This window comes from Pseudomonas sp. B7 (genome assembly GCF_016735645.1).
In the GTDB taxonomy this organism is placed as follows: Bacteria; Pseudomonadota; Gammaproteobacteria; order Pseudomonadales; family Pseudomonadaceae; genus Aquipseudomonas; species Aquipseudomonas glycinae.
This window is the reverse complement of sequence record NZ_JAERRE010000006.1, coordinates 244192-265579: the sequence shown is the minus strand read 5'-3', so window position 1 is coordinate 265579 and position 21388 is coordinate 244192. Positions and strand designations below refer to the sequence as shown.

Genomic DNA, 21388 nt, shown 5'->3' with positions numbered 1-21388 from the left:
CTTGATTCGGTTTCTCGCTCAGGTTCGATGGTGCTCACGAAAGCAAGATTTTATTCTGTTGGATTTAATTATAGATGAAATTATATTTCATAATGTAGCTACCTATTTTATTCGTGCGGGCACTCACCCACACGAACTGCATTCCCTGTTGTATATTTTTATCCAAATCCATTTTGTTCGTGCAAAGCTCAATCCAGCGATTTGTACTTTGATCCTCGATCCATAGACCTGCCTCGCAACGACCAAACTTACCCCTGGGAGGTCCGGGGTATCTCAGCTCATATGAAGATTTATAACTAACAATCTCGCCGGGCAAAAGATAGGCCGCGGTGGCATAACCATTCAGAGATAGAATAAATCCTAAACAGAACCATCCAGTGAAAGAGTTTAGAGCCTGTACTGCTGTCTTGCGCCCAGGCCGCTGGTAGAATGTTCGAATTGCAGCGGTAAGCCCAGTAATGGAGCTGATCAACAGGTATGTACTCCATTCGGGGATCTCGGGCATCAAAACTGTTCTTGCTGAAATTTTAGAAGCCCAACCTACATAATAAAGCCATGCGCCAAAAAGCAAAAATACTACCACTGTTAGAACTATTCTTTTTGATTTGCTTTCGGGTGAACTAGGTTCCATAAGCAGCTCTTGGGGGGGCATTAATTGTCGGAGGCAAAAATTTAAGTGGTGACGTCAGCGCGGGAAGGAAGAAGCTCATAAGTCAAGCCTGCCTCATAAAACACCGTTCGCCACTCTAGAAAACCCGGACGGTATTCGCACAGAAGACGAACGATCTGCCCATCCTCTCCGACATAGACTTCTTCCACCAAAGCGATATCTCCTGGCGCTGCCTCGCGGGAGTTAATCCAATCAGTTAAAACTATTTTCGCTTGGTCAGCGCTGATTAGTTTTATGAAATCGCCTTTAGACAGTGCCATGTACCTTCGCCTGGATTTTTACTGATAACAAGTACATGAGCCTATCGGCTTTTTAAGACAAAGTCCTTCTTTTAGTCCAAAGGCTTCCTTTAGACGATGTCCGCTTCTGGCTGTGGATTCAACCGGTCGACGCAACAGATTGGCTAAATCGTTCTGCCGGTGTTTCGTAGTCTAGCGTTTTCCGAGGGCGGCTATTTAGCTGCCTTGCCACTTCATTGAGCGTGGCTTGCGAGTGCTCCGCAAGGTCGGTTCCTTTCAGGAAGTACTGCCTTAACAACCCGTTGGTGTTCTCATTTGATCCTCGTTGCCAAGGACGATGAGGATCGCAGAAGTAGACCTTGATGTCGGTAGCCACCGTAAAGCGTTTATGGTCAGCCATCTCTTTGCCGCGATCCCAGGTCAGCGATTTGTAGAGTTCTTGGGGCAAGTTACGGGCGTTTTCAATTAGGGCGCTGATGACCGTCTCGCTATCCTTTCCGTCCAATTTCACCAGCATTACGTAGCGGGTATGTCGCTCAACAAGAGTGGCAATTTGGCTGTTCCTGCTACCGCACAGCAGGTCGCCTTCCCAGTGACCCGGAACCGCCCGATCCTTAGCCGCGGCTGGGCGTTCGCGGATCGATACCGCGTCAGTAATTCGACCGTGATTTTCTTTCTTCTGCGTGTGATGGCGCGAGCGACGCATGGCCCGCGTGCGCCGTAAATGCTCAAGCAACTCCTTCTTCAGAGCCCCGCGAGCCTGTATGAAGAGCGTGCGATAGATCGTTTCGTGTGACACCTGATAGCTCGCATCGTCCGGGTAGGTACGCTTCAACCAACCGGCAATTTGTTCCGGAGACCACTGTAATTGAAGCTTGTCTGCAACAATTTGCGCCACTGTTCGGTTCTCAACAAGCTTGCAAACCTTAGGTCGATGCGCGCGATCCCAGGCAGCCTGATCAGCTTGATTAGCCCGGTAGCATCCTTGGCCACCGTTGCGTCTGATCTCCCGACTGATCGTAGAGGCTGCTCGCCCTAGCAGCGCGGCCATGGAGCGGATCGAGTTTCCTGCCACCACTGCACGCGAAATCTCTTCGCGCTCAGCCAACGTCAGCGCCAATCTGGATCTGCGGCGTACAGAGGGTCTGATACCGCCTGTTTCCGCCAAAATGCGCTGTATCGATGAATGGTTTCGATCAAATAGTTGGGCTATGTGCTGGAGAGAGTCGCCTTTCTGCCAGTGATCCCACATCAGTTTTTTCTGGATTTCGGTGTAATAGATTCGAGGTCTCTGCTTCATCTGCAACACTCCTTCTGCTTACACAGAATTTAGTTGTGTTGCGTCGACCGGTTGAATCCACAGCCAGAAGCGGACGTTCAATTTATTCCGCTCCCGACCAACATTCGTTCAGACTAGGCGGTAGTAAACAACAGTTCAACCTATCCGTCTGAAGTGCCAAATAGCCTAAGCATTAGTGCAGCATAGAGAATTGGCGTACGGGGCATGGCATTGGAAGAAACCCGCTCAGGCTGTCATGGCACGATTGGTGGCAACTATTTGCTCGTGCGTAAACTGACTCCCGGGAGCCATAAACCTGGCGATCAGTGCGTCGCGGTTTTGAGGCGCCCGTACCTTGTCTGCCGCGTTCAGCGCCAATTTCAATTCCGGCAATGTCAATTCGGTACAGTACGCTGGTGTACCTGGTTGCTGGCGCCACGATTCTTCAAGGCTGCCAGCGGCAAGCGCGATAAAGCCAGTATCCTCAACAAGATCCTGCGCGATGGTTTCCGCGTATGTGCTTCCTCCAGCCACAGGTAGCGCGAGGCGCGTTGGGGAGCCGACCGGCTGACCTTTGCCTGCGAGGGTCGCGGCGAGGACGGCGTTCCACGCCTTAACAACCGGGTGGCCAATCTGCTCACTTACCCAGACGCTTTCTGGCATGCCATCTTCGACCTCCTTGATTACCCCGTCACGCCCCGGATAATAATTAGATGTATCAATGACAACTGTCTTCTCCGGCACCTTGCTCATGATCGGTTCGAGATCAGGATAATTTGCAAAGGGAATCGAGAGGATAATCACCTCTACCCCGGAAACCGCTTCCTCCCTGGTCACCGCATTCACGCCGATTTCATTGGCAAGGCTTTGAATGCTCTGAGGGCCTTTCGAATTCGCTAGTTTAACTTCGTGTCCACACGCAGCGAGCTTTCGGGCCAAAGTAGAGCCAATGTTACCTGCGCCAATAATTCCGATTTTCATTTAAATAACTCCTCGCACTCATGTGAAATTGAAAAAGTTTTAGCTGAGTACTGCTTGATTTGTTTGTATTCGCCTATCAAGCACCATCAGAAAAAAAACACGGCGCGCTTATTTTATTAAAAAGCATATGCGGCCTGAGACATTGTTAGTCTGCATAATGGTTTAGAAACTTGATATGTATGGCGACCTTGCAGATCGTCTTCCATGTTTCGTCATAACGAGCTCACGCATAAATTAGCTTGGAAAGCTGAACAATGTAGTTGCGGCTTGGGTTTGTTCCAATATTGCCGAATCTCTCGTTATATACCGAAAAGAAGAGATCTTGGCGCTTTCGCGAGCGCGCCAGATCCGCGTCAGCAAGTGCCTGGGGCAGGGACTCAAGCGTCACCTCAGTGCAATAGCAGGGCGTGCCGCACTGTTGCTTCCAGGATTCGGCCAACGAACCAGCATAGTAGGCGTCGAATCCGGAATCCTCGACGAGTGCCATTGTCACAACGCGGTCATGATCACGATCAGCCGCGACAGGGACGGCAATGCGCTCCGGATCGCCAACTGGCCTGCCAGCTTCATTTAGCGAGGCGGAGTAAATTGTATTCCAGGCTTTTGCGAGGGGACGGCCAACTTGTTCGGATGCCCATACACTGTCGGGCTGACCATTCTCGATTGCATCCAATCGATCGTCCCGCGCAGGTATATAGTTGGATGTGTCGATGATCACGCTGTCTTCAGGAAGGCCTTCGAGAAGCGCTTTAAGATCTGGAATTCGTACAAAAGGTATCGAGAGAATTACGACGTCAGCACCCACCAAAGCCTCTTCTTTCGTGACTGCAATTGCACCCGTGGAGAGCACATCAGGATCAATTGAATGCGGCCCGCGTGAATTTGAAACTCTTACTGTATGGCCAGCAGTGCTTAGCAGTCTTGCAAGCGTTCCCCCGATAAATCCGCTACCGATAATTCCGACGTTCATAGAGATTCCTCATCTTTGGAGCTGGATGTTCACAACATAAGCCTCAGCGAGTGCTAACAAACAGAGCCTCTCCCTACACGATCTGTTCTACAAATACATCGCGGCTCTGAGAGCCGGTGTTTCATTTGTTTGTGGCATCACCTTAAAAGCTATGCCTTTGTCAGCTGCTTCTGAGGCAGGTATTAACTGATAGCCGGTCGCGCTAAACCCTCAAGCGTGCGATGAAGCTCCTGAAGGTCTTCGGGCGTGAGCTGGCACGCCGTTCTGATCTTGTCAGTGATGCTACGAAGTTCAGCCTCCATGCCGCGGGCAGACGCCGTGAGGTCTATAAGCACTCGGCGTTCGTCGACGGCATCACGTGTGCGTGTAATCACCCCGGCAGCTTCCAGCCTTTTGAGTAACGGTGTAAGCGTGCCGGTCTCCATGTCGAGACGTTCACACAAGTCGCTCACAGATCGAGGCGACCCGTTCAAGAGCTCAAGCGTGACCAGATACTGCGAAAAAGTTAGGCCCAGTGGTTCGAGGAACGGCTTGTGCAATCGAACCATCCGGTTCGCGGCAGCGTTAAGCGCGAAGGAAAGTTCTGTGGCCACGCTTCGTTGCGTCGAACTCATATATATCGCCTGCTATTATGTTGTGTGCTACATAAATTATGCTCGACTCCTACAGGTGTCAACAGCTTCTGAAGCTTCCAATCTTTTTTCAGATGAAATGCCCTGGATCAGGCAGCGAAATTGTGAACACACCGATTGAGCGATTCGGCCTGCAGGTAAGCAGATGCAATCTGCTCACCTGGACACAGGGCGCGCTTCAGAGCAATGACTCATTCTGCCGGTGGTTTGTATCCCGCAAGCATTTTCAGCACGTCATCATGTGACCCGCTTGCCTCAGCAAACCGCAGGGGCTTAGCCCGCTCAACGACGAGTTCAGGTGGAGTGGGAGAAATCTTTAGCAGTTCGAAGACTTCATCCAAAAACTCCTCCAACGGCATCGCATGCTCGTCGTTTTCCTGGCCGAGCAATGTGGTACGCACACCCGGTGGCGCAAGTTCGATAACCTCAACTGGCGAGGCTTCCAGCTGCACTCGAAGACTTTGAGTGAACGAGTGAACTGCCGCTTTGGTTGCGCTGTAGGTGGGCGTGGCTGGCAGCGGGACAAATGCCAAAGATGAACTGACATTGATCACTGTCGCGCCAGGCTGCTTGATTAGTTGGGGAGTAAACGCATACACCATACGAATCGTGCCTAGCAGGTTCGTTGTCACGATATCTTCCGCTGTACTCAAGTATCCCGGATCAGTCAGATCCTCCCAATGCATGATCCCTGCGTTGTTGATGAGAACGTTAAGATTTGGATGGCTGATCGCAAGCGCTTCGCTGGTGCGCTGGATGGAATGAGCATCAGAAACGTCCAGCAATACTGATTCAATGCCAGGATTTTCCGACACGATTTTGTCGAGCAGAGCCTTGCGACGTCCCGCGATGATGACGTTGTTGCCCGCTTTATGAAGCCGTAGCGCCAGCCCGAGGCCTATGCCTGAGGTGCCGCCTGTAACCAGAATCGTGTTGCCAGTGCTGTTCATAGTAAACTCCAGAAACGATACTTAAGCGGACAAGTGTCCACTTGCAAACCGTACCGGACAGTTGTCCGCTTAGCAATGCAATGAGGGAAAATTATTCATGCCTGACGAGTTGGTGATGCGTTCTGACGCCAAGAAAAATCGGGAGCGGATTCTGGAGGTCGCAGTGGTTGAACTGACCAGCGATCCTGCAGTTCCGCTGAGTACGATTGCGAAAAAGGCTGGAGTAGGACAGGGAACTTTTTATCGCCATTTCCCTACCAGAGAGAAGCTGGTATTCGAGGTCTATCAGTTCGAAATGCAGCAGATCGCCTTGTTGGCACAAGAGCTGCTCGCAACAAGACCCCCGAAGGAAGCCCTCCGAGAGTGGATGGATAGCCTTGCCGAATATGCAATGACAAAGGCAGGACTCGCTACAGCAATCCAACAAGCGGCCTCCGTTTACGACTTCCCTGGCAAGTCGGGTTACGCTCCAGTTCAAGATGCAGCCGAGTTGCTTTTAAGAGCGAACGAAAACGCGGGGACGATTCGTACCGGGATCACTAACGATGACTTTTTTCTAGCCATCGCCGGCATCTGGCAAATGGATACTCAGAGCGAATGGCGATCTCGCTTGTCCAGATTGATGAACCTGGTGATGGATGGCCTATGTTTTGGGAGCCCTGAAAGCCTGAAAAACAAGGTCTAATACCCAACTGGAAAAGAGGGTCAGAGTTAATTGGGGACAGATCGCGTTCACCAGAAGCAGATGTTGCGCAAAGCTGGCTTGCCTCAGAAAACTCTCGCCGCCCCCTTACCATGTACGTCACCCGGAGAGCAGCCATATTGCCGGCAATTTTGAGCTCAATCCGCCCTACTTCTTCTTACTTCTTGAAGCGCACAAGATCCCTCGGCTGGCGACCTTCCAGACCCGCAAGCAAATTTTCCAGGGCTCGCTTGGCCATTGCGTTGCGGGTGTCAGTCGTCGCAGAGCCAATGTGAGGTACGGTGACGACGTTTCTCAGGTTAAAAAGCTCGGAGTTCGTCAGGGGCTCCTTCACATAAACGTCCAAACCAGCCGCCCGGATTGTCTTTTCTTGCAGAGCCTCGATGAGTGCGTCCTGATCCACGACAGGCCCACGCGAGATATTGATCAAAATACTTTCCGGGCCCATCAAAGCGAGTTCTTTGCGTCCGATTAGATTCCTCGTGGCGTCCGTCAATGGCACGACCGGACAAACAAAATCAGACGCGCTTAAAAGCTCTTCCTGCGGTACAAACCTCGCACCAAGTCCCTGTTCAAGCTTTGGTTTACGACTGTTGCCGCTATACAAAATGGTCATGCCAAAACCAAAGCGGCCTCTGCGTGCGATGGCTTCTCCGATTTTTCCCAGACCGATAATGCCCAACGTCTTTCCATGAACGTCGCACCCAAATTGGGATGCATCGATGGTTTGTGTCCAGTTTCCCTCTTTAGTCCAGGAATCAAGCTCAGGAATGCGCCTTGCTGTGGCGAGGATCAGGGCCAAAGCCAGATCAGCAGTGGTTTCGTTCAGCACATCTGGTGTATTGGTCAACATGATCCCTCGGCGGTTGAAGTAGTCGAGGTCATAGTTGTCGTAGCCAACCGATATGCTTGAGACGATCTCAAGATTTACAGCCACAGCCAGCTCAGCTTCACCCAGACGACGACTTCCACCAATCAGCCCGTGAGCGTTCGAAATAGCGGCCTCGAACTGGGCGTCCATATCACCAAGCTCAGGGCTAATGATGATGACGTCGTAGTCGTCTTTGTAAGGTTCAAGCAGGCTGGGGGAGACCCGGCTGAAGGCCAGGATTGTCTTTTTCATGACGGCGTATTCCACCTGTTCCAATATCAATTTGAATCGTGCTCTGACTTCAAAAAGGTTTTTGCCCACTCACGATAACTGTCCGAGAGTGTGTATTTAGAAAGCAGCTCAGGAAGGGATAGCTCGCTCCCCTCCGTGCCGCTTTGTTCGCGTAGCGCCTCGTAGGTTGCTTTGATTGCGGACAAATAGGGGGCATGCCCATTGACCACGATCCGCACATTGGCAGCACTCAATTTTTCAACATTGCTCAGAGCAGGATTTCCATAGTTGATCAGCATGATCGGCACTCTGAGATGTGCCGTAAGTGCTTCTAGGTGCTGGAAGTCCTTAACACCGACCAGGCAAATAGCATCTGCTCCAGCCTTCTGATAAGCCGCAGTGCGAGCGATGGAGTCGTCCAAAGTGGTCACAGCCACATTCGTACGGGCGATGATGCTGAGTGCATCATCCGACCGGGCAAATCGCGCGGCATAGATTTTGGCTGCGGCTTCTTCCCTTTCAATAAGCACATGCGACTGCTCGTCGTACTTGGCCGGTAGATGGGTGTCTTCCAGTGTCAGGGCTGCAACGCCGGCCTTCTGTAACTCTGTGACTGTTCGCATCACATTCAGCGCGTTACCAAAGCCATGGTCAGCATCCCCAATGATCGGAATCTGGCTTGCCCGTCCGACCCTGGAAACCTGCTCGACATATTCATCCAGCGTGAGTAATGCAATGTCAGGTGCGCCGAGCACCTGAAGCGACGCAACGGAGCCGCCTTGAATGGCAACGTCAAAGCCAAGGTCGTATGCCATCCGAACTGAGATCGGATCGAATACGGAAGCTGCAAATTTGCAGGTGTCTCCCTGGAGTAACTCACCAAACACCTTGCGTAAATCATGATGTGATCGCTCTATCATGTTGGCTCCATCAATCTTTCCAATCAGGTCTCTCCACGCGGAAGAAGGCATGGAAAACACTACCGGTCATAACCGTTTAGATGGGAATGACCGGATCGCTTTGTAGTTTATTTATGCGCCAGCGATGCCTTGCTTGCCGCCTTTTCTTGCTTCATTGCGGCGATCTCACGTTCGCAAGCCTCGACATCGAACGAGTTGTCCCACTTGGCAATGGCGATGGTGCCGATGCCATTGCCGATCAGATTGGTCACGGCCCGCGCTTCGTTCAAGAAACGATCAATGCCCAAAAGCAAAACGAGTCCGACCAGAGGAATGGAGTGGATGGTCGTGAGTGTTGCAGCCAGCGTGACAAACCCCGCACCCGCGACACCAGCTGACCCTTTGGATGTCAGCAGGAATACGCCTAGCAGGATCATCTGATCAACGAAGGTCAGTGGCGTGTTGGTCGCCTGGGCGATGAAGATCGCGGCCATGGTGAGGTAGATGCAGGTGCCGTCTGCGTTGAAGGTGTATCCCGTTGGCAGCACCATGCCCACTACAGATTTCTTGCAGCCAAGTTTTTCAAGTTTCACCATCATGCGTGGCAGCACTGCTTCGGTTGAGCAGGTGCCAAGAGTGATGAGAATTTCGTCCTTGAAATAACGGAGAAACTGCATGAGTGGCATGCCTGACCATCTGGCCACCGTGCCTAGCACCACCACAATGAAAATCAAGGTTGTAATGTAGAGCGCGATCAGCAACTGACCGAGTGACAGCAAGGTGCCAATCCCGTACTTGCCGATAGTGAACGCCATACCTGCACCCGCACCAATCGGCGCCAAGCGCATGACCATTGCAACGATCTTGAACAGGCCTTGCAGGAACAAATCAATAGTGTTGATCAGCGGCTTGCTGGTTTCGCCCATCTGAACCAGGGCAACTCCCATCAAGACCGAAAGCAGAATGACCTGCAGCATGACGCCGTTGGAGAATGCGCCGAGGAACGTGTGGGGAATGATATTAAGGAAGAAATCAATTGTACCGCCTTGTTCACTCGCGGCCTGGCTGTACTTGCTGATAGCATTTCCATCGAGCGCGTTGACGTTAATGTTCATCCCGACGCCAGGCTTGACGATGTTCACCACGATAAGGCCTACGACCAAGGCGATAGTCGATAGAATTTCAAAGTAGATCAGCGCTTTTACGCCAATCCGTCCGACCTCCTTGATACTGCCCATTTTCGCGATACCGACGACGACCGTACCGAAGATAATGGGGGCCAGCAGCATTTTTATCAGCTTGATGAAACCATCGGCGAAGGGTTGGAGCTTGGCTCCAATATCAGGCACGAAGTAACCGATTGCTGCACCGATCACGATACCGATCAGCACCTGCACATACAGCTGGCTATACCAGCGGGACTTGGAAGTTTCCACGGAAGCACCTCATTTTATTTTTGTGATGGGCATGTGGCTTGGCATCAGTGGGTGACGCCTGACTCTGCGGCCTCCCTGAAGGAGGCCACAGATAGAGGAAAATCAGCCTTCGCCTAGCTCACGCATGACTGCGTACAAAGCGGATTTGGCTTCGAAGCCAACACCTGGAATATCAGGCAGACCGACATAACCATTTTCCACCTTGATTCCGTCAGCGAAGCCGCCGAAAGGCTGGAACACATCGGGGTAAGACTCGTTGCCACCCAAGTGCAGGCCTGCTGCGATATTGAGGGACATCTGGTGGCCGCCGTGCGGAACCACGCGACGGGAAGACCATCCCATTTCGTCCATCACTTTCAGGGTGCGCATGTACTCAACGAGTCCGTAAGACAGCGCGCAGTCGAACTGCAGAAAGTCGCGATCAGGGCGCATGCCACCGTGGCGCAGAAGGTTACGAGCGTCCTGATGGGAGAACAGGTTTTCCCCGGTAGCCATCGGCAGCTCGTAGTGATTGGCAAGCTCAGCCTGGAGTGCATAGTCCAGCGGGTCGCCGATTTCTTCGTACCAGAAGAGGTTGTACTTCTTGAAGGCTTCCGCATAAGCAATACCGGTCTGAAGATCGAAGCGACCGTTGGCATCGACCGCCAGTCGACGACCGTCCCCAACCACTTCGAGTACCGCTTCGATGCGACGAATATCTTCGTCCAGTGGCACTGCACCGATCTTCATTTTGACAACGTCGTAGCCACGATCCAGGTAGCTCTGCATTTCTGCTTTGAGTTTGGTCTGGTCTTTGCCTGGGTAGTAGTAGCCACCTGCTGCGTAGACCCAGACTTTTTCATCGGCCACGCCGTTACGGTACCGATCAGCCAGCAGACGATAGAGAGGCTTGCCTTCGATCTTGGCAACGGCATCCCACACGGCCATATCAATGGTGCCGACTGCAACTGAACGTTCGCCGTGACCACCTGGCTTTTCGTTGGTCATCAGGGTCTTCCAGATGGCGAACGGATCCAGGTTGTTGTTCTCATGGTCGATAAGAGTATCCGGATCAGCTTCCATGATTCGCGCCAGGAAGCGATCACGCATCAACGCGCCTTGACCATAGCGACCGTTGGAGTTGAAGCCGTAGCCAATGACAGGTTTACCATCGCGAATCACATCCGTGACAACAGCAACGACCGAGCAGGTCATTTTCGAAAAATCAATGTAGGCATTGGCAATGGGAGAAGCGATAGAAACAGTTTTTTCGCGGATGTCTACGATACGCATGACGGGTTCCTCTTGTTGTTGGTGGCCCCACGTTATGCTTTGCGATGACACCCGCCCAATGCTATTAATGCCGCGCCCTATGCACAGGAGGCATTGCCCTTGGAACTCGTTTGGCTTGAGGATTTTTCAGCGCTTGCGGAGTACGGCAGCTTTGTTCGGGCGGCTGAAGCGCGCCACGTTACTCAACCTGCCTTCAGTCGCAGAGTCCGCGCTCTGGAGAATTGGATGGGTGTCGAATTGTTCATACGCACCCCCCAGGGGGCGACGTTGACCGAGGCTGGAAGACAGATTTTGCCTAGCGCCCAAGAGGCTGCCAGACGCTTGTACCGGATGCGCTCCGAGGCACAGGAAGTGGCTGGGATGGCCGCCAAAACACTGCAGTTTGCAGCCACTCATTCGTTGTCATTTACCTTCTTCCCAAGGTGGTTGAGAAGTGCAGAAAATGGCGCGCCGATAGATGCCGTACGTCTGCATTCAGACAGCATGGCTGTTTGCGAGCAGATGCTGATACACGGCCAGGTTCAATTTCTGCTTTGCCATCGCCACCCCGACGTTCCACCCCTGCTGGCCCCTGATCAGTTCACCGGGAAAAAGGTCGGAGAGGATGTGCTCATACCCTTGGCGAGTGCCTCTGCCACGTTGGGTACGTCCCCGGAAACACTGCCTTATTTGGCATATACCCAGGAATCCGGTCTAGGCCGTATCGTCGCTCACCGACTCCACGGCAAGGAAGACTACCTTCACCTCAAGCCGCTTTTTAGCAGCCATCTTGCGGCGGTTCTGATGTCCATGGCACTGGAAAGCAAGGGCGTAGCGTGGTTACCAAAAAGCCTGACCGAGCAGGAAATGGCTGATGGGCGGCTGGTCAGAGCTCTCGACGAAAGCTGGGATATACCGTTAGAGATTCACCTCACTCGACCTAAAGCCCCCATTAGCTTATCTGCAGAAGAATTCTGGGCCAGGCTGGCTTAATAGATCCATCTTACTGACCTCCATTTTTCACTTTCTAACGGCGTTCTGGCGAGCCAGAAAACTTGGCTGTTAGTGACTGAGTGTCTCCTATTGGCCGATAGCAGTCGCTTCCGAGCGTCCGCTTATGGCCGATAGCGGTCGCTTTTGAGGGTTCTCTAATGGCCGCTAGCTGACACCTGCGGTTAGTCTTTAGGGTTGCTTGATGTCGGTTTTTTCTGACTCGCGGCTTGCGCTTGATCTCTGACAGCTGGCGTATCTGAATCAACTGTTGTTCTAAAGTTTCTGCGCGGGCCAACTGCGCCGCAGTACGTTGCTCCGCTTGGCTGAGCTCGCTCTGGGCCGACTCCAACCTACGTCGCAAGTCGTCGCACCTGCGGCTGGCTACTTTTGATTGGCTTACTGCGGCTGTCCCCTCCTCCCGGGCCCGATCAACCTCGCGGTGAGCCCGATCCTCAACGCCACGCAAATAGTTCTCCTGTGTGATTCGCTCCTGCTCGGCCTTGAGTCGTAGCAAGTGGAGTTCCTGTTGGAGAATTTGATTTTGCCCCTGGGCATCGTGCCGTTCACGCTTAAAGAAATCACGCTGTTGCTGGAGCTCCTCAATCTGGGCCTGCCGCTGCACCAACAGAAGGTCCAGGTCAGCCAAGCGAGATTCGGCCGCCTCAGGCACCCTGCGTACAACATGGCTGTGGCGCACCTGCGAGCGATCCAGGCTTTCTATTGCGAGGCGATTCTGGCTTTCTCGACGGTTACGCCATCTGGCTCCAAAGCGGCCGTCAAGCCGACAACCTGGTCGCCAGAATCGGCAATGCTGAAACGGCACCTTTTCCGCAGATCGATCCGCGTCCCAGTGACCTGTACCTCGCCGAGCAATTGCAACGCCCCGGCCCAGACGGCAAAAGCGTTGCCTATGCATCAAATGGTACAGGCGCTGCCACCATGCTTTTCAAGGTAGCGCTGATGTTCTTCATCTGCCTTTTGAAACTCACCCAGTGGCAGGATCACCGTAGCCACTGGCTTGCCCAACTGGCCACTGGCATCCAGCTGCTGCCTGGCGACAAGCGCCAGTCGGGACTGCTCGGCACTGTTGAAAAACAGCGCGGAACGGTATTTCGCCCCGACGTCCGCACCCTGCCGGTCGACTGACGTGGGATCGTGCAGTGTCCAGAAGTGCTCGACGAGACGGCTGTAGGAAATGAGTCGGGGGTCGAAGTCGACTTGCACGACTTCGATCAGGGTGGCGTCGCCCAAGTCTGACCGTGCGAACCCGACGCGGGTGTCGAGCACACCCGGCAATGCCCGGAATGAGGCTTCCGCCCCCCAGAAGCAGCCGGCACCGAATGTCGCCTGCTCTGACAGAATCTCGCCTGAAAAATCACTCATGCGCGGCCTCCTCACCCTTTAGATACTGCAGGTGCAAATGCAACTGGGCGATATGCTCCGGGCCGATTCCACAGCATCCGCCGACAATGCTGGCCCCTGCGGCAACCCATGATTTCGACCAGTCCAGGTAAGACTCGGGGCCCAGATCGCGCCGAATTTCCAACAAATCGCTATTGGCCTCGGCTTTGGCACTGACAGGGGGGAAAGCATTGGCATAAACCCCCAGTTCGACAGGATGATCCAGGTTTTCAATCACAGCGCGTGCCTCAATCAAGGCCGCGGCCATCACTTCCGGCTGGCTGCAATTGAAGAGCACCGCCTTGGCCCCCAGCTCAGCCGCCACCTGAACCGCATCGGCAACGGCCTCGTTTGAGCGTAATCGCGGCTCCCGCCCCTCTTCGTCCAACAGCGTGAATGACACCCAAAGTGGCGCGGGATCCGTTCCGAGGGCTTCGACCACCGCCCGCACTTCAGCAATAGAGCTTTGCGTTTCGGCCAGCCAAACATCGACGTGCGTTCGCAATCCGGCAATCAGTTCGCGGTGGATCGCTACTGAACGCTGATGATCGAACAGATCCGGCCGGTACGACCCTAACGCCGGCGGCAACGACCCGGCCACGGTGACCTCATCGGTACTTTCGCCGGCGGCCTGCCGCGCCAGCCGTCCGGCGCGCTCAGCCAGCGCTCTTCCCTGCTCGGCAAATCGCTCATCGCCAATATGAAAAGGCACCACCGCATAGCTGTTGGTGGTGATGATCCGGGCGCCCGCTGTCACGAACGCTTGATGCGCCTGCAGCACATACTCTGGCGCTTCGATCAGTGCGAGGGCCGACCACTCCGGTTGACGGAACGGTGCGCCGATTCGCTTCAACTCGCGCCCCATGCCGCCATCGAGCACACGTACGTTCGCTCTGGTCATTGGGCTGAACTCACTTGCTGCGCCTTCCCTGCAACCCACTGGTCAACAGTAGAAGGGTTGGCTTGAACCCAGGCCTTGGCGGCGACGTCTGCTGGCTGTTTCTCCTTTTCGATCTTCTGGATCAGTCCGTTCAACTGTGCCGGGTCGATGGAGAAGTTGTGCAGGAACTCGGCAATTTTCGGCGCGCGCTTTTGCAGTGCGGTGGAAGCCAGGACGTACACCTTGGCATCCGGGAAGGCGCAGGTGATGTGGCTCTTGTTCAGCCAGTCGGGATCGACGGTCGGGCTGACGAATTTCCAGCAGCCATCCGCCTTGTAAAGAGGATCTTCTTTTTTGTTGTCCTGGGCGTAGCCATCGAACGCGGGCTCTTCCAGGCGACGCAGATCATAGGCCGAGAAAATCCAGTCAGGGGTGTAGGCGTAGAACACCACGCCGCGTTGCGCTTTGTAAGCCGAGGCCAGTTTGGCGTAAGTCACCGAGGCTTCCGTCGACACGGACTCGAATTTATCGGCGAAGCCGTAGTCCTTGGCCTTGATCTGGCCGATATACGTCGACTCCCAGCCCGCCGGCCCCACCAGCAGTTCGGCCTTGCCGCCGCCCACTGGCTCGAAGAGCTTGGCCACTTCCGGTTTTTTCAGGTCGTAGATCGATTTGACGCCGTATTTGTCCTGCAGATAACCGGGAATGTAGAAGCCTTGTTCGCCGGTATAAGGATGAGCATTGGGTACCAGTGAGCGTGTGCCGCCGGTGACGTACTTGGCCCAAGCCGCGGACTGATTGGGCAGCCAGATGTCCGTCAGCACATCCACAGAACCGTCGCCCTTGGCCGCCGCACTGAACAGCACCGGCACGTCCCCGGCCAGATACGACACATCACCGTCCAGACGGGTTTTGATCACCTCACCCAGAATGTGTTGAATGGCGATGGCCCCTGTCCAGTTCTGCTCGCCAATGACAATTTTGTCCTTGGCCATCACGCTGGCCGGCACGATCAGGGAGGTCAAAACTGCAGCCGCACTCAAGTTACGCAATAGATGTTTTGCCACGATAAGTCTCACTGTTCAGTTATGCAGATGGTCTTGCTTGCGCAAGCTCGATTGAATGATTCGATCGGGGATCAATGCACACAGCACGATCGCCACGCCGGCCAACACGCCCTCGCCGCCCTTGATATTGCGCAACGCCGTCATGACGTCGTAACCCAACCCTCCAGCGCCGATCAGGGCAGCAACCACCACCATCGACAGGCTCATGACGATGGTCTGATTGATCCCCAGCAACAGGGATCTTCGCGCCAGCGGCAGTTGCACCTTCACCAGGGTTTGCCAAGGGGTTGCTCCATGGGCGATTGCCGCTTCCACGGCATCCTTCGGGACTTCCTGAATGCCCAGGGACGTCAGACGAATCATCGGTGCCAGGGCAAAAATCACCGTCGCAATGACCGCCGGGGTCTTGCCCACCGAAAAGAACGCCACAGCGGGAATCAGATAGACAAAGGTCGGCAGGGTCTGCATGACATCCAGCAAAGGCGTGAGCAGCCTGCGGGCAAATGGCCGCTTCGCCAGCAGAATGCCGGTGGGTACGCCGATCACCAGTGCGATCAGCACCGACGAACCAACCAGCGCCAGCGTGGCAATTGTCCGCTCCCAAAACCCGAACAGGCCGATATACAACAACGCTGCGCTGCTGGTGAGCGCCAGGGCCAGGCCCGCCGAGCGCCATGCCAGCAATACCAGCGCCAGCGCGCAAACCGGCCAGGGCAGCCAACCGAGCAGGGATTCGATTCCTTCAATGACCGTGCGAACCGCAACGATCACGCCGACAAAAGCGCTCTCGAACGTCACCTGTGACCAACCGATAAAGTCATCCACGCTCTGTGCAGTCAGTAATAGCGCCTGGCGACTGGCTGGGAACTGCAAAAGCGCCTGGGTGGTATCGGGCGTCAACACCCGCCAGATCACCAATGCCTGACTGACCAGCAGCACCGCCAGCGGCAACGCCCAACTCGAAACGGCGCGCCGCACCGGTTGACGGCCCAGCGAATACGCGGTGAAACGGCTGGCCGCCAGCACGGCCAATCCCGCCACGACCGATATCCAGGATGCGCTCGCAATGCCTTGCACCGCAGTGGCCAGGGCCGCGAGTTCTGCGGCGAACCCGAGCCAGAACAACCCGCCTCGGCCCCGCGCCGCCAGCGCTGCCGGCCCGAGCAACAGGGCTTGCCAGCCGCGCAAGCCCGGCTGAACCGGTTGCTCCTTCGGTGCCGTTTCGGGAGCCTGACGTACCGCGCCACCGGCATCGTGCAATACCGGTGCGGCAGGAAGGCAATCGCGGAAAAAATCCGCGACCTCGGCATCGGCCGGCGTCTCGAGCAGCTGTTTCGGGGTGCCCGACTGCACCAGACGTCCCTGGCGCAATACCGCTATCCGGTCAGCGAGACGGACCGCTTCGGCAGGATCGTGCGTGACCAGCAACGTGGTGATCCCGCGCTCGCGTACCAAAGCCAGAAAGTGGCTTTGCAGGTCGCGCCGGATGGTCGGATCCAGTGCGCTGAAAGGCTCGTCCATCAGGAGAATATCCGGATCAGTCACCAATGCCCGCGCAAGACCGACCCGTTGCTGCATACCGCCGGACAACTCGTGGGGATAATGCTCGCCCCATCCCTCCAGGCCCATCGCCTGCAACTGTCGGGTGGCCGCTGCGTGCCGGACGGCCTCGGATTCGCCGCGCAACTCCAGAGGCAGCGCAACGTTGTCCAGCACCGTGCGATGGGGCAAAAGACCAAAATGCTGGAACACCATGCCGATTCGCCGCGAGCGCAAATCCCGCAACGCTTTGTGGCTCAGGCCGCTGATAGCCTGACCTTCAATCAAGACCTCACCGCTGGTGGGTTCGATCAAACGATTGATATGGCGAAGCAAGGTCGATTTGCCGCTGCCGGAGGTGCCCATCAGGCACAGCACTTCGCCGCGCCGGACCTTCAAGCTGACATGGTTGACAGCCGGCAAAGGCGATCCGCCTTTGCGCAGATAAGCTTTAGTGACGCCTCGCAGTTCGAGGACAACATCGCCCTCCTCGGCGCTATCGTCGATGGGTGGGGCCAATCGTTCAGGCAAGTCGATCTGTACCGTTGCCAAAGAGGTTTGAATAAGTGTCACGAGGGCTCCGGGCAACGAACCGCTGACGGCCTTATGGGTGGCCGATCAAGGGTAGAAAAAATGGACTGGGAGCTTTAGGCAATGACCTCGAAGAGGGTTGACCTGAAGCGAAAAAACGCAGCAAGCGAGGCGCCGCACGTTTCTTTTGTTAAAAGCTAAACGATCTTAAAAAGATTAAATAAATATCTTTTTGGAATGAGCTTAGGCCTTCCCGCCCGGTTTTCCGGAGGTGCTTTTCAAAGCGATCTGGTTTGTTGCGTGCCGACCGCCGGACGTGCTGCACAGCGACAACGATCCTGTATCGCAGGCCCAAAGCCGTGCCGGTCAACGCTTGATCGACTCATCGACGGGCTGACGTCCAGCAGCAGACTCAGCCCGGTTTTGATGGAGTGTTCCGCGCCCGTGGCACGCGGCGCTCGCGGCGAATCTTCCCGTCCCCGTCAAACAGCGTTGCCGAAACGGAACGAGGCGCCATGGCGCCGACGCCGGCATCAGCTTGCCGCGTGGTTCATCTGCGGCCCAATCGGAATACGAGGATTTTTCTCGCAAGCATTGGCCATTCAGATGGCCGGGCTTCGCAGATTGACTGACGGTTGGCTGCTTCACCAGGGAACTGCCGATGCCAGGCGTCGTCCCAGCTTAAGCGTTTAAGCAAACTGATCGCCACGAGGTTTCCGTTTGAAAGCTGCCATCGTCAAAAAATACCGCCTGATCATCAAAACCCTGGGCTACGTGGGCTGGTCTCTGTTCTGGTTGCTGCTATGGGACATCGCCGTCACCGTCGACTTCATGCTGTTTCTCAACGCCAAGCTGAACCTGCCGCTGATGCCACTGACCTTGCTGGGTTCGGCGTTGATCGTATTGATCAGTTTTCGCAACAGCAGCGCCTACAACCGCTGGTGGGAAGCGCGGACGTTGTGGGGGGCGATGATCAACAACTCCCGCAGCTTCGCCCGGCAGGTGCTGACGCTGCTGGACGACACCGGCGACGAGGTGAATCCGGTCAAATCCACCCTGCTGCGCCGCCACGTCGCGTATGTGAACTGCCTCGCCGCGCATCTGCAAGGCCAGCCTTGTCCCGACGAGGTGCGGGCGTTCATTCCCGCCGAAGAGTTCGCCCGCAGTGGCACGACCAATAACTTTGCCAACGACATCCTCACCGGCTCCGCGACTTTGCTCGCCAAGGAATACAAGGCCGGGCATCTGGACAGTATTCGCCTGGCGCGGCTTGAGTCGACGCTGGTCGACCTTTCCAACAGTCAGGGCGGCATGGAGCGGATCGCCAATACTCCGCTGCCCTACCCTTACGTCTATTTTCCGCGGCTGTTTATTTCGCTGTTCTGCCTGATCGTGCCGGTGGGATTGGTCGAGTCCCTGGGCTGGTTCACGCCGCTGGCGTCGACCGTGGTGGGATTCATGCTGCTGGCCATCGAACGCATCGGCACCGATCTGCAAAGCCCGTTTCGCCACAGCGAACACCAGATTCAAATGGAGGCTCTGTGCGAAACCATTGAAAAGAACTTGCAGTCGATGCAACGTGATTCGTTGGGTGATGTGCGCAGGCTTGAAGAGCACGCGTGAGGCGCTGCTTTAGCAGCAATGTGATAGCGGGTCTCATCGTATGTAGGCCATAACGAAAAATGCTCCGTATCTTTCGATACGGAGCATTCTCTTAAAGGGCCGGACAGATTACTAGGTTTTCACACAGTCTGTTTAAGGGCCCTTCCGTACTCAAATTGAAATCACCTGGTCAGCAAAGATTCGAACCTTGCATTTAGGTCACCTCAGATAAAGAGACTCACTTCATCGTCGGCATAGAGAACTCAACGCCCTCCCGAATTCCCGAAGACGGCCAGCGCTGGGTGACCGTTTTACGCTTGCTATAGAAGCGAACCGCATCCGGGCCGTAGGCATGCAAATCGCCGAACAACGAGCGTTTCCAGCCGCCAAAGCTATGATAGGCCACAGGTACTGGGAGCGGTACGTTGACGCCGACCATGCCGACCTTGATGTTGTCAGTGAAGTATCGGGCTGCTTCACCATCGCGAGTGAAGATACAGGTGCCATTACCGTATTCATGAGCATCGATCAGTTGCATCGCCTCTTGCATGCTCTGCGCACGCACGATCAACAGTACCGGCCCGAAGATCTCTTCCTCGTAGCAGCGCATGCCGGGTTTGACTTGATCGATCAATGTCCCACCAACAAAAAAACCGTTCTCGCAAGCTGGTACCTGAATATTTCGACCATCCACCACGACCTCTGCGCCCTCCTCTTCTGCGCTGTCGATGTATCCGATCACTTTTTGCTGATGTTGGCGAGTGATCAGAGGGCCGAAGTCGTTGCTCTTGTCTTGATAGGCGCCGACCTTTAGACGGGTCATCGCTTCGCGCATTTTGCTGATCAAGGCATCGGCTGTTGCATCACCTACTGTGACCGCTACAGACAGAGCCATGCATCGTTCCCCTGATGATCCAAATGCAGCCCCCACCAACTGGTTGACCGCATTATCGATGTCCGCATCTGGCATGACGATGGCGTGGTTTTTTGCTCCACCCAATGCCTGGCAACGTTTGCCATTTGCCGCAGCCGTCCGGTAGATGTACTCAGCGATTGGTGTCGAGCCTACAAAACTTACCGCCTGAACACGATGGTCGTGGAGCAAGGTATCAACGGCCTCCTTGTCACCATTAACCACGCGAAGCTTTGCGGTATTGGTGCTTTTGTTTCTGATCCTGCCAATATTGGTAGTGGTGCCATTGTCATTTAACGTCGAGCCCTACTTCAGCTTTACCAGCGGCATGCTCAGCCTTGATCCAGCGGCCTTTTCAATGCGTTGGTACCACATGCTTCTCGAGGATCCATTGTGGGTGCTGTCGTTCAAGAACAGTCTGCTGATCGCCTTCTGCGCAACGGTGATTTCAACGGCACTCGGGACGTTGGCAGCACTCGGCTTGTGTCGCGCTAATCTGCCTTGCAAGGGGCTGCTGATGGGCACCCTGATTTCGCCGATCGTACCGGTGATCATCTCTTCTGCCGGCATGTATTTTTTCTACAGCGCACTGGGTATCGGGCAAAACCACCTTGGCATCATTCTGGGCCATGCAGTACTCGGCACGCCATTCGTCATCATCACAGTGACGGCGACATTGGTTGGTTTCGACCACTCGTTGACCAGAGCAGCGACAAGCCTTGGAGCTTCTTCCACCTATACATTTTTCCGCGTGACCTTCCCAATTATTCGTCCGGGGATCATGTCCGGCGCGCTCTTTGCGATGGTGACCTCATTCGATGAGGCGGTGCTGGTGCAATTTCTTGGCGGGGTTGAGCAACGCACCATACCGCGCCAGATGTGGTCAGGCATGCGCGAACAGATCAGCCCAACCATCTTGGCGGCGGCCACGTTACTGATTCTCGGCTCGGTGGCATTGCTGGTCGCTGTTGAACTGATGCGTCGACGCTCGTTGCGCTTGCGAGGCATAAAAGAATGAATGCCCCTAAGTCCTGAGGCACGGGACACTCCGATAGAGCTACACAAATACGTGAAGCTTTTGCGCGAGGCTGCGTGATACTGCAAATTATCCGCAGCTGTCCTTACCCAGGGCGAATCAAGCAGCATCTGGTGACTGACGAGAATTCGTTCAGTATGACCGTTCTGAAGGAACTCTTCGGCTTGACGACCGCCCTGAGTCAAGCTCACCACGCTAGTAGCAATACTCAAATGCAGGAGTGTTGCCGCTCTCGGCGCAGTAAGTGCTGCGCACGAGTAGCGGACGCTCCCCCCACACCAGCTTCACCTTGTTGATGATTTCGCTAACGGCTA

19 protein-coding genes and 2 pseudogenes are annotated in these 21388 nt (G+C 54.9%); 4 read left to right on the top strand and 17 right to left on the bottom strand.

Annotated elements, in window-relative coordinates; genetic code table 11:
• Positions 1–64: 64 nt before the first annotated feature.
• The 7 genes from JKA62_RS15955 to JKA62_RS15925 all read right to left on the bottom strand — a co-directional run bounded on the left by JKA62_RS15955 (position 65) and on the right by JKA62_RS15925 (position 5721).
• Positions 65–631, bottom strand: a complete 567-nt coding sequence (locus tag JKA62_RS15955) for a hypothetical protein (RefSeq protein ID WP_111539342.1) — start codon at positions 629–631, stop codon at positions 65–67.
• Positions 632–672: 41 nt separating this feature from the next.
• A complete protein-coding gene (locus JKA62_RS15950) occupies positions 673–930 on the bottom strand; it encodes a hypothetical protein (protein ID WP_011334177.1) in 258 nt (85 codons plus the stop codon).
• Between the two features lie 118 nt (positions 931–1048).
• A complete protein-coding gene (locus JKA62_RS15945; protein WP_011334178.1) occupies positions 1049–2209 on the bottom strand; it encodes an IS30 family transposase in 1161 nt (386 codons plus the stop codon).
• Between the two features lie 225 nt (positions 2210–2434).
• Positions 2435–3169, bottom strand: coding sequence for an NADPH-dependent F420 reductase (locus JKA62_RS15940; protein ID WP_201818580.1), 735 nt, complete (start codon positions 3167–3169; stop codon positions 2435–2437).
• 223 nt (positions 3170–3392) lie between these two features.
• Positions 3393–4139, bottom strand: coding sequence for an NADPH-dependent F420 reductase (locus tag JKA62_RS15935; protein WP_201818578.1), 747 nt, complete (start codon positions 4137–4139; stop codon positions 3393–3395).
• A 182-nt stretch (positions 4140–4321) separates the two neighbouring features.
• Positions 4322–4753: a MarR family winged helix-turn-helix transcriptional regulator gene (locus JKA62_RS15930; RefSeq protein ID WP_201818576.1), complete on the bottom strand. Its 432-nt coding sequence runs from the start codon at positions 4751–4753 to the stop codon at positions 4322–4324.
• 209 nt (positions 4754–4962) lie between these two features.
• A complete protein-coding gene (locus JKA62_RS15925) occupies positions 4963–5721 on the bottom strand; it encodes an SDR family oxidoreductase (RefSeq protein ID WP_011334182.1) in 759 nt (252 codons plus the stop codon).
• 97 nt (positions 5722–5818) lie between these two features.
• On the opposite strand from JKA62_RS15925, the gene JKA62_RS15920 reads away from it, so the two are divergent.
• Positions 5819–6406 (top strand): TetR/AcrR family transcriptional regulator, encoded by a 588-nt coding sequence (locus JKA62_RS15920; RefSeq protein ID WP_011334183.1) that lies wholly within the window; start codon positions 5819–5821, stop codon positions 6404–6406.
• 175 nt (positions 6407–6581) lie between these two features.
• Here the strand turns inward: JKA62_RS15920 and JKA62_RS15915 are convergent, their stop codons facing one another.
• From JKA62_RS15915 to JKA62_RS15900, 4 genes are all read right to left on the bottom strand, one after another.
• The gene (locus tag JKA62_RS15915) at positions 6582–7547 is read right to left on the bottom strand and encodes a 2-hydroxyacid dehydrogenase (RefSeq protein ID WP_201818573.1); all 966 of its coding nucleotides are present in this window, start codon (positions 7545–7547) and stop codon (positions 6582–6584) included.
• A gap of 26 nt (positions 7548–7573) precedes the next feature.
• A complete protein-coding gene (locus tag JKA62_RS15910) occupies positions 7574–8446 on the bottom strand; it encodes an isocitrate lyase/PEP mutase family protein (protein ID WP_011334185.1) in 873 nt (290 codons plus the stop codon).
• Positions 8447–8553: 107 nt separating this feature from the next.
• Positions 8554–9861, bottom strand: a complete 1308-nt coding sequence (dctA, locus tag JKA62_RS15905; protein WP_011334186.1) for a C4-dicarboxylate transporter DctA — start codon at positions 9859–9861, stop codon at positions 8554–8556.
• Positions 9862–9963: 102 nt separating this feature from the next.
• On the bottom strand, positions 9964–11133 hold the full coding sequence (locus JKA62_RS15900) for a mandelate racemase/muconate lactonizing enzyme family protein (RefSeq protein ID WP_011334187.1): 1170 nt from the start codon (positions 11131–11133) through the stop codon (positions 9964–9966).
• Between the two features lie 99 nt (positions 11134–11232).
• On the opposite strand from JKA62_RS15900, the gene JKA62_RS15895 reads away from it, so the two are divergent.
• Positions 11233–12105 carry a LysR family transcriptional regulator gene (locus JKA62_RS15895; RefSeq protein ID WP_064598756.1) on the top strand — a complete coding sequence of 291 codons (873 nt, stop codon included), beginning with the start codon at positions 11233–11235 and terminating at the stop codon, positions 12103–12105.
• Between the two features lie 208 nt (positions 12106–12313).
• On the opposite strand, the pseudogene JKA62_RS28940 reads toward JKA62_RS15895, so the two are convergent.
• The 5 genes and pseudogenes from JKA62_RS28940 to JKA62_RS15870 all read right to left on the bottom strand — a co-directional run.
• A pseudogene (locus JKA62_RS28940) lies at positions 12314–12769 on the bottom strand (DNA-binding protein); the annotation flags it as partial.
• A 251-nt stretch (positions 12770–13020) separates the two neighbouring features.
• Entirely contained in the window at positions 13021–13488 is a 468-nt protein-coding gene (gene msrA, locus JKA62_RS15885; protein WP_201818571.1) for a peptide-methionine (S)-S-oxide reductase MsrA, read from the bottom strand.
• Positions 13481–14407, bottom strand: coding sequence for a homocysteine S-methyltransferase family protein (locus tag JKA62_RS15880; RefSeq protein ID WP_201818568.1), 927 nt, complete (start codon positions 14405–14407; stop codon positions 13481–13483). The genes msrA and JKA62_RS15880 overlap by 8 nt, the downstream gene beginning before the upstream one ends.
• A complete protein-coding gene (locus tag JKA62_RS15875) occupies positions 14404–15381 on the bottom strand; it encodes an ABC transporter substrate-binding protein (protein ID WP_236676563.1) in 978 nt (325 codons plus the stop codon). The genes JKA62_RS15880 and JKA62_RS15875 overlap by 4 nt, the downstream gene beginning before the upstream one ends.
• An 87-nt stretch (positions 15382–15468) precedes the next feature.
• Complete coding sequence (locus JKA62_RS15870; protein ID WP_201818667.1) at positions 15469–17529, bottom strand: ATP-binding cassette domain-containing protein; 2061 nt, start codon at positions 17527–17529, stop codon at positions 15469–15471.
• 714 nt (positions 17530–18243) lie between these two features.
• On the opposite strand from JKA62_RS15870, the gene JKA62_RS15865 reads away from it, so the two are divergent.
• On the top strand, positions 18244–19146 hold the full coding sequence (locus JKA62_RS15865; RefSeq protein WP_201818566.1) for a bestrophin family protein: 903 nt from the start codon (positions 18244–18246) through the stop codon (positions 19144–19146).
• A gap of 217 nt (positions 19147–19363) precedes the next feature.
• On the opposite strand, the pseudogene JKA62_RS15860 reads toward JKA62_RS15865, so the two are convergent.
• Positions 19364–20269 (bottom strand): annotated as a pseudogene (locus JKA62_RS15860) (aldehyde dehydrogenase family protein); the annotation flags it as partial.
• Here JKA62_RS15860 and JKA62_RS15855 point away from each other — a divergent pair.
• Positions 20247–21056, top strand: coding sequence for an ABC transporter permease (locus JKA62_RS15855; RefSeq protein WP_201818563.1), 810 nt, complete (start codon positions 20247–20249; stop codon positions 21054–21056). The pseudogene JKA62_RS15860 and the gene JKA62_RS15855 sit on opposite strands and share 23 nt — an antisense overlap.
• The last annotated feature ends 332 nt before the right edge of the window (positions 21057–21388 follow it).

What these genes read in the sequence shown, in the direction of transcription:
- JKA62_RS15915 (WP_201818573.1), bottom strand. Translation starts at nt 7,547, where the DNA reads ATGAAAAAGACAATCCTGGCCTTCAGCCGGGTCTCCCCCAGCCTGCTT.
- JKA62_RS15900 (WP_011334187.1), bottom strand. Translation starts at nt 11,133, where the DNA reads ATGCGTATCGTAGACATCCGCGAAAAAACTGTTTCTATCGCTTCTCCC.
- JKA62_RS15910 (WP_011334185.1), bottom strand. Translation starts at nt 8,446, where the DNA reads ATGATAGAGCGATCACATCATGATTTACGCAAGGTGTTTGGTGAGTTA.
- JKA62_RS15935 (WP_201818578.1), bottom strand. Translation starts at nt 4,139, where the DNA reads ATGAACGTCGGAATTATCGGTAGCGGATTTATCGGGGGAACGCTTGCA.
- msrA (WP_201818571.1), bottom strand. Translation starts at nt 13,488, where the DNA reads ATGAGTGATTTTTCAGGCGAGATTCTGTCAGAGCAGGCGACATTCGGT.
- JKA62_RS15925 (WP_011334182.1), bottom strand. Translation starts at nt 5,721, where the DNA reads ATGAACAGCACTGGCAACACGATTCTGGTTACAGGCGGCACCTCAGGC.
- JKA62_RS15880 (WP_201818568.1), bottom strand. Translation starts at nt 14,407, where the DNA reads ATGACCAGAGCGAACGTACGTGTGCTCGATGGCGGCATGGGGCGCGAG.
- JKA62_RS15920 (WP_011334183.1), top strand. Translation starts at nt 5,819, where the DNA reads ATGCCTGACGAGTTGGTGATGCGTTCTGACGCCAAGAAAAATCGGGAG.
- JKA62_RS15950 (WP_011334177.1), bottom strand. Translation starts at nt 930, where the DNA reads ATGGCACTGTCTAAAGGCGATTTCATAAAACTAATCAGCGCTGACCAA.
- JKA62_RS15945 (WP_011334178.1), bottom strand. Translation starts at nt 2,209, where the DNA reads ATGAAGCAGAGACCTCGAATCTATTACACCGAAATCCAGAAAAAACTG.
- JKA62_RS15940 (WP_201818580.1), bottom strand. Translation starts at nt 3,169, where the DNA reads ATGAAAATCGGAATTATTGGCGCAGGTAACATTGGCTCTACTTTGGCC.
- JKA62_RS15875 (WP_236676563.1), bottom strand. Translation starts at nt 15,381, where the DNA reads ATGGCCAAGGACAAAATTGTCATTGGCGAGCAGAACTGGACAGGGGCC.
- JKA62_RS15955 (WP_111539342.1), bottom strand. Translation starts at nt 631, where the DNA reads ATGGAACCTAGTTCACCCGAAAGCAAATCAAAAAGAATAGTTCTAACA.
- JKA62_RS15930 (WP_201818576.1), bottom strand. Translation starts at nt 4,753, where the DNA reads ATGAGTTCGACGCAACGAAGCGTGGCCACAGAACTTTCCTTCGCGCTT.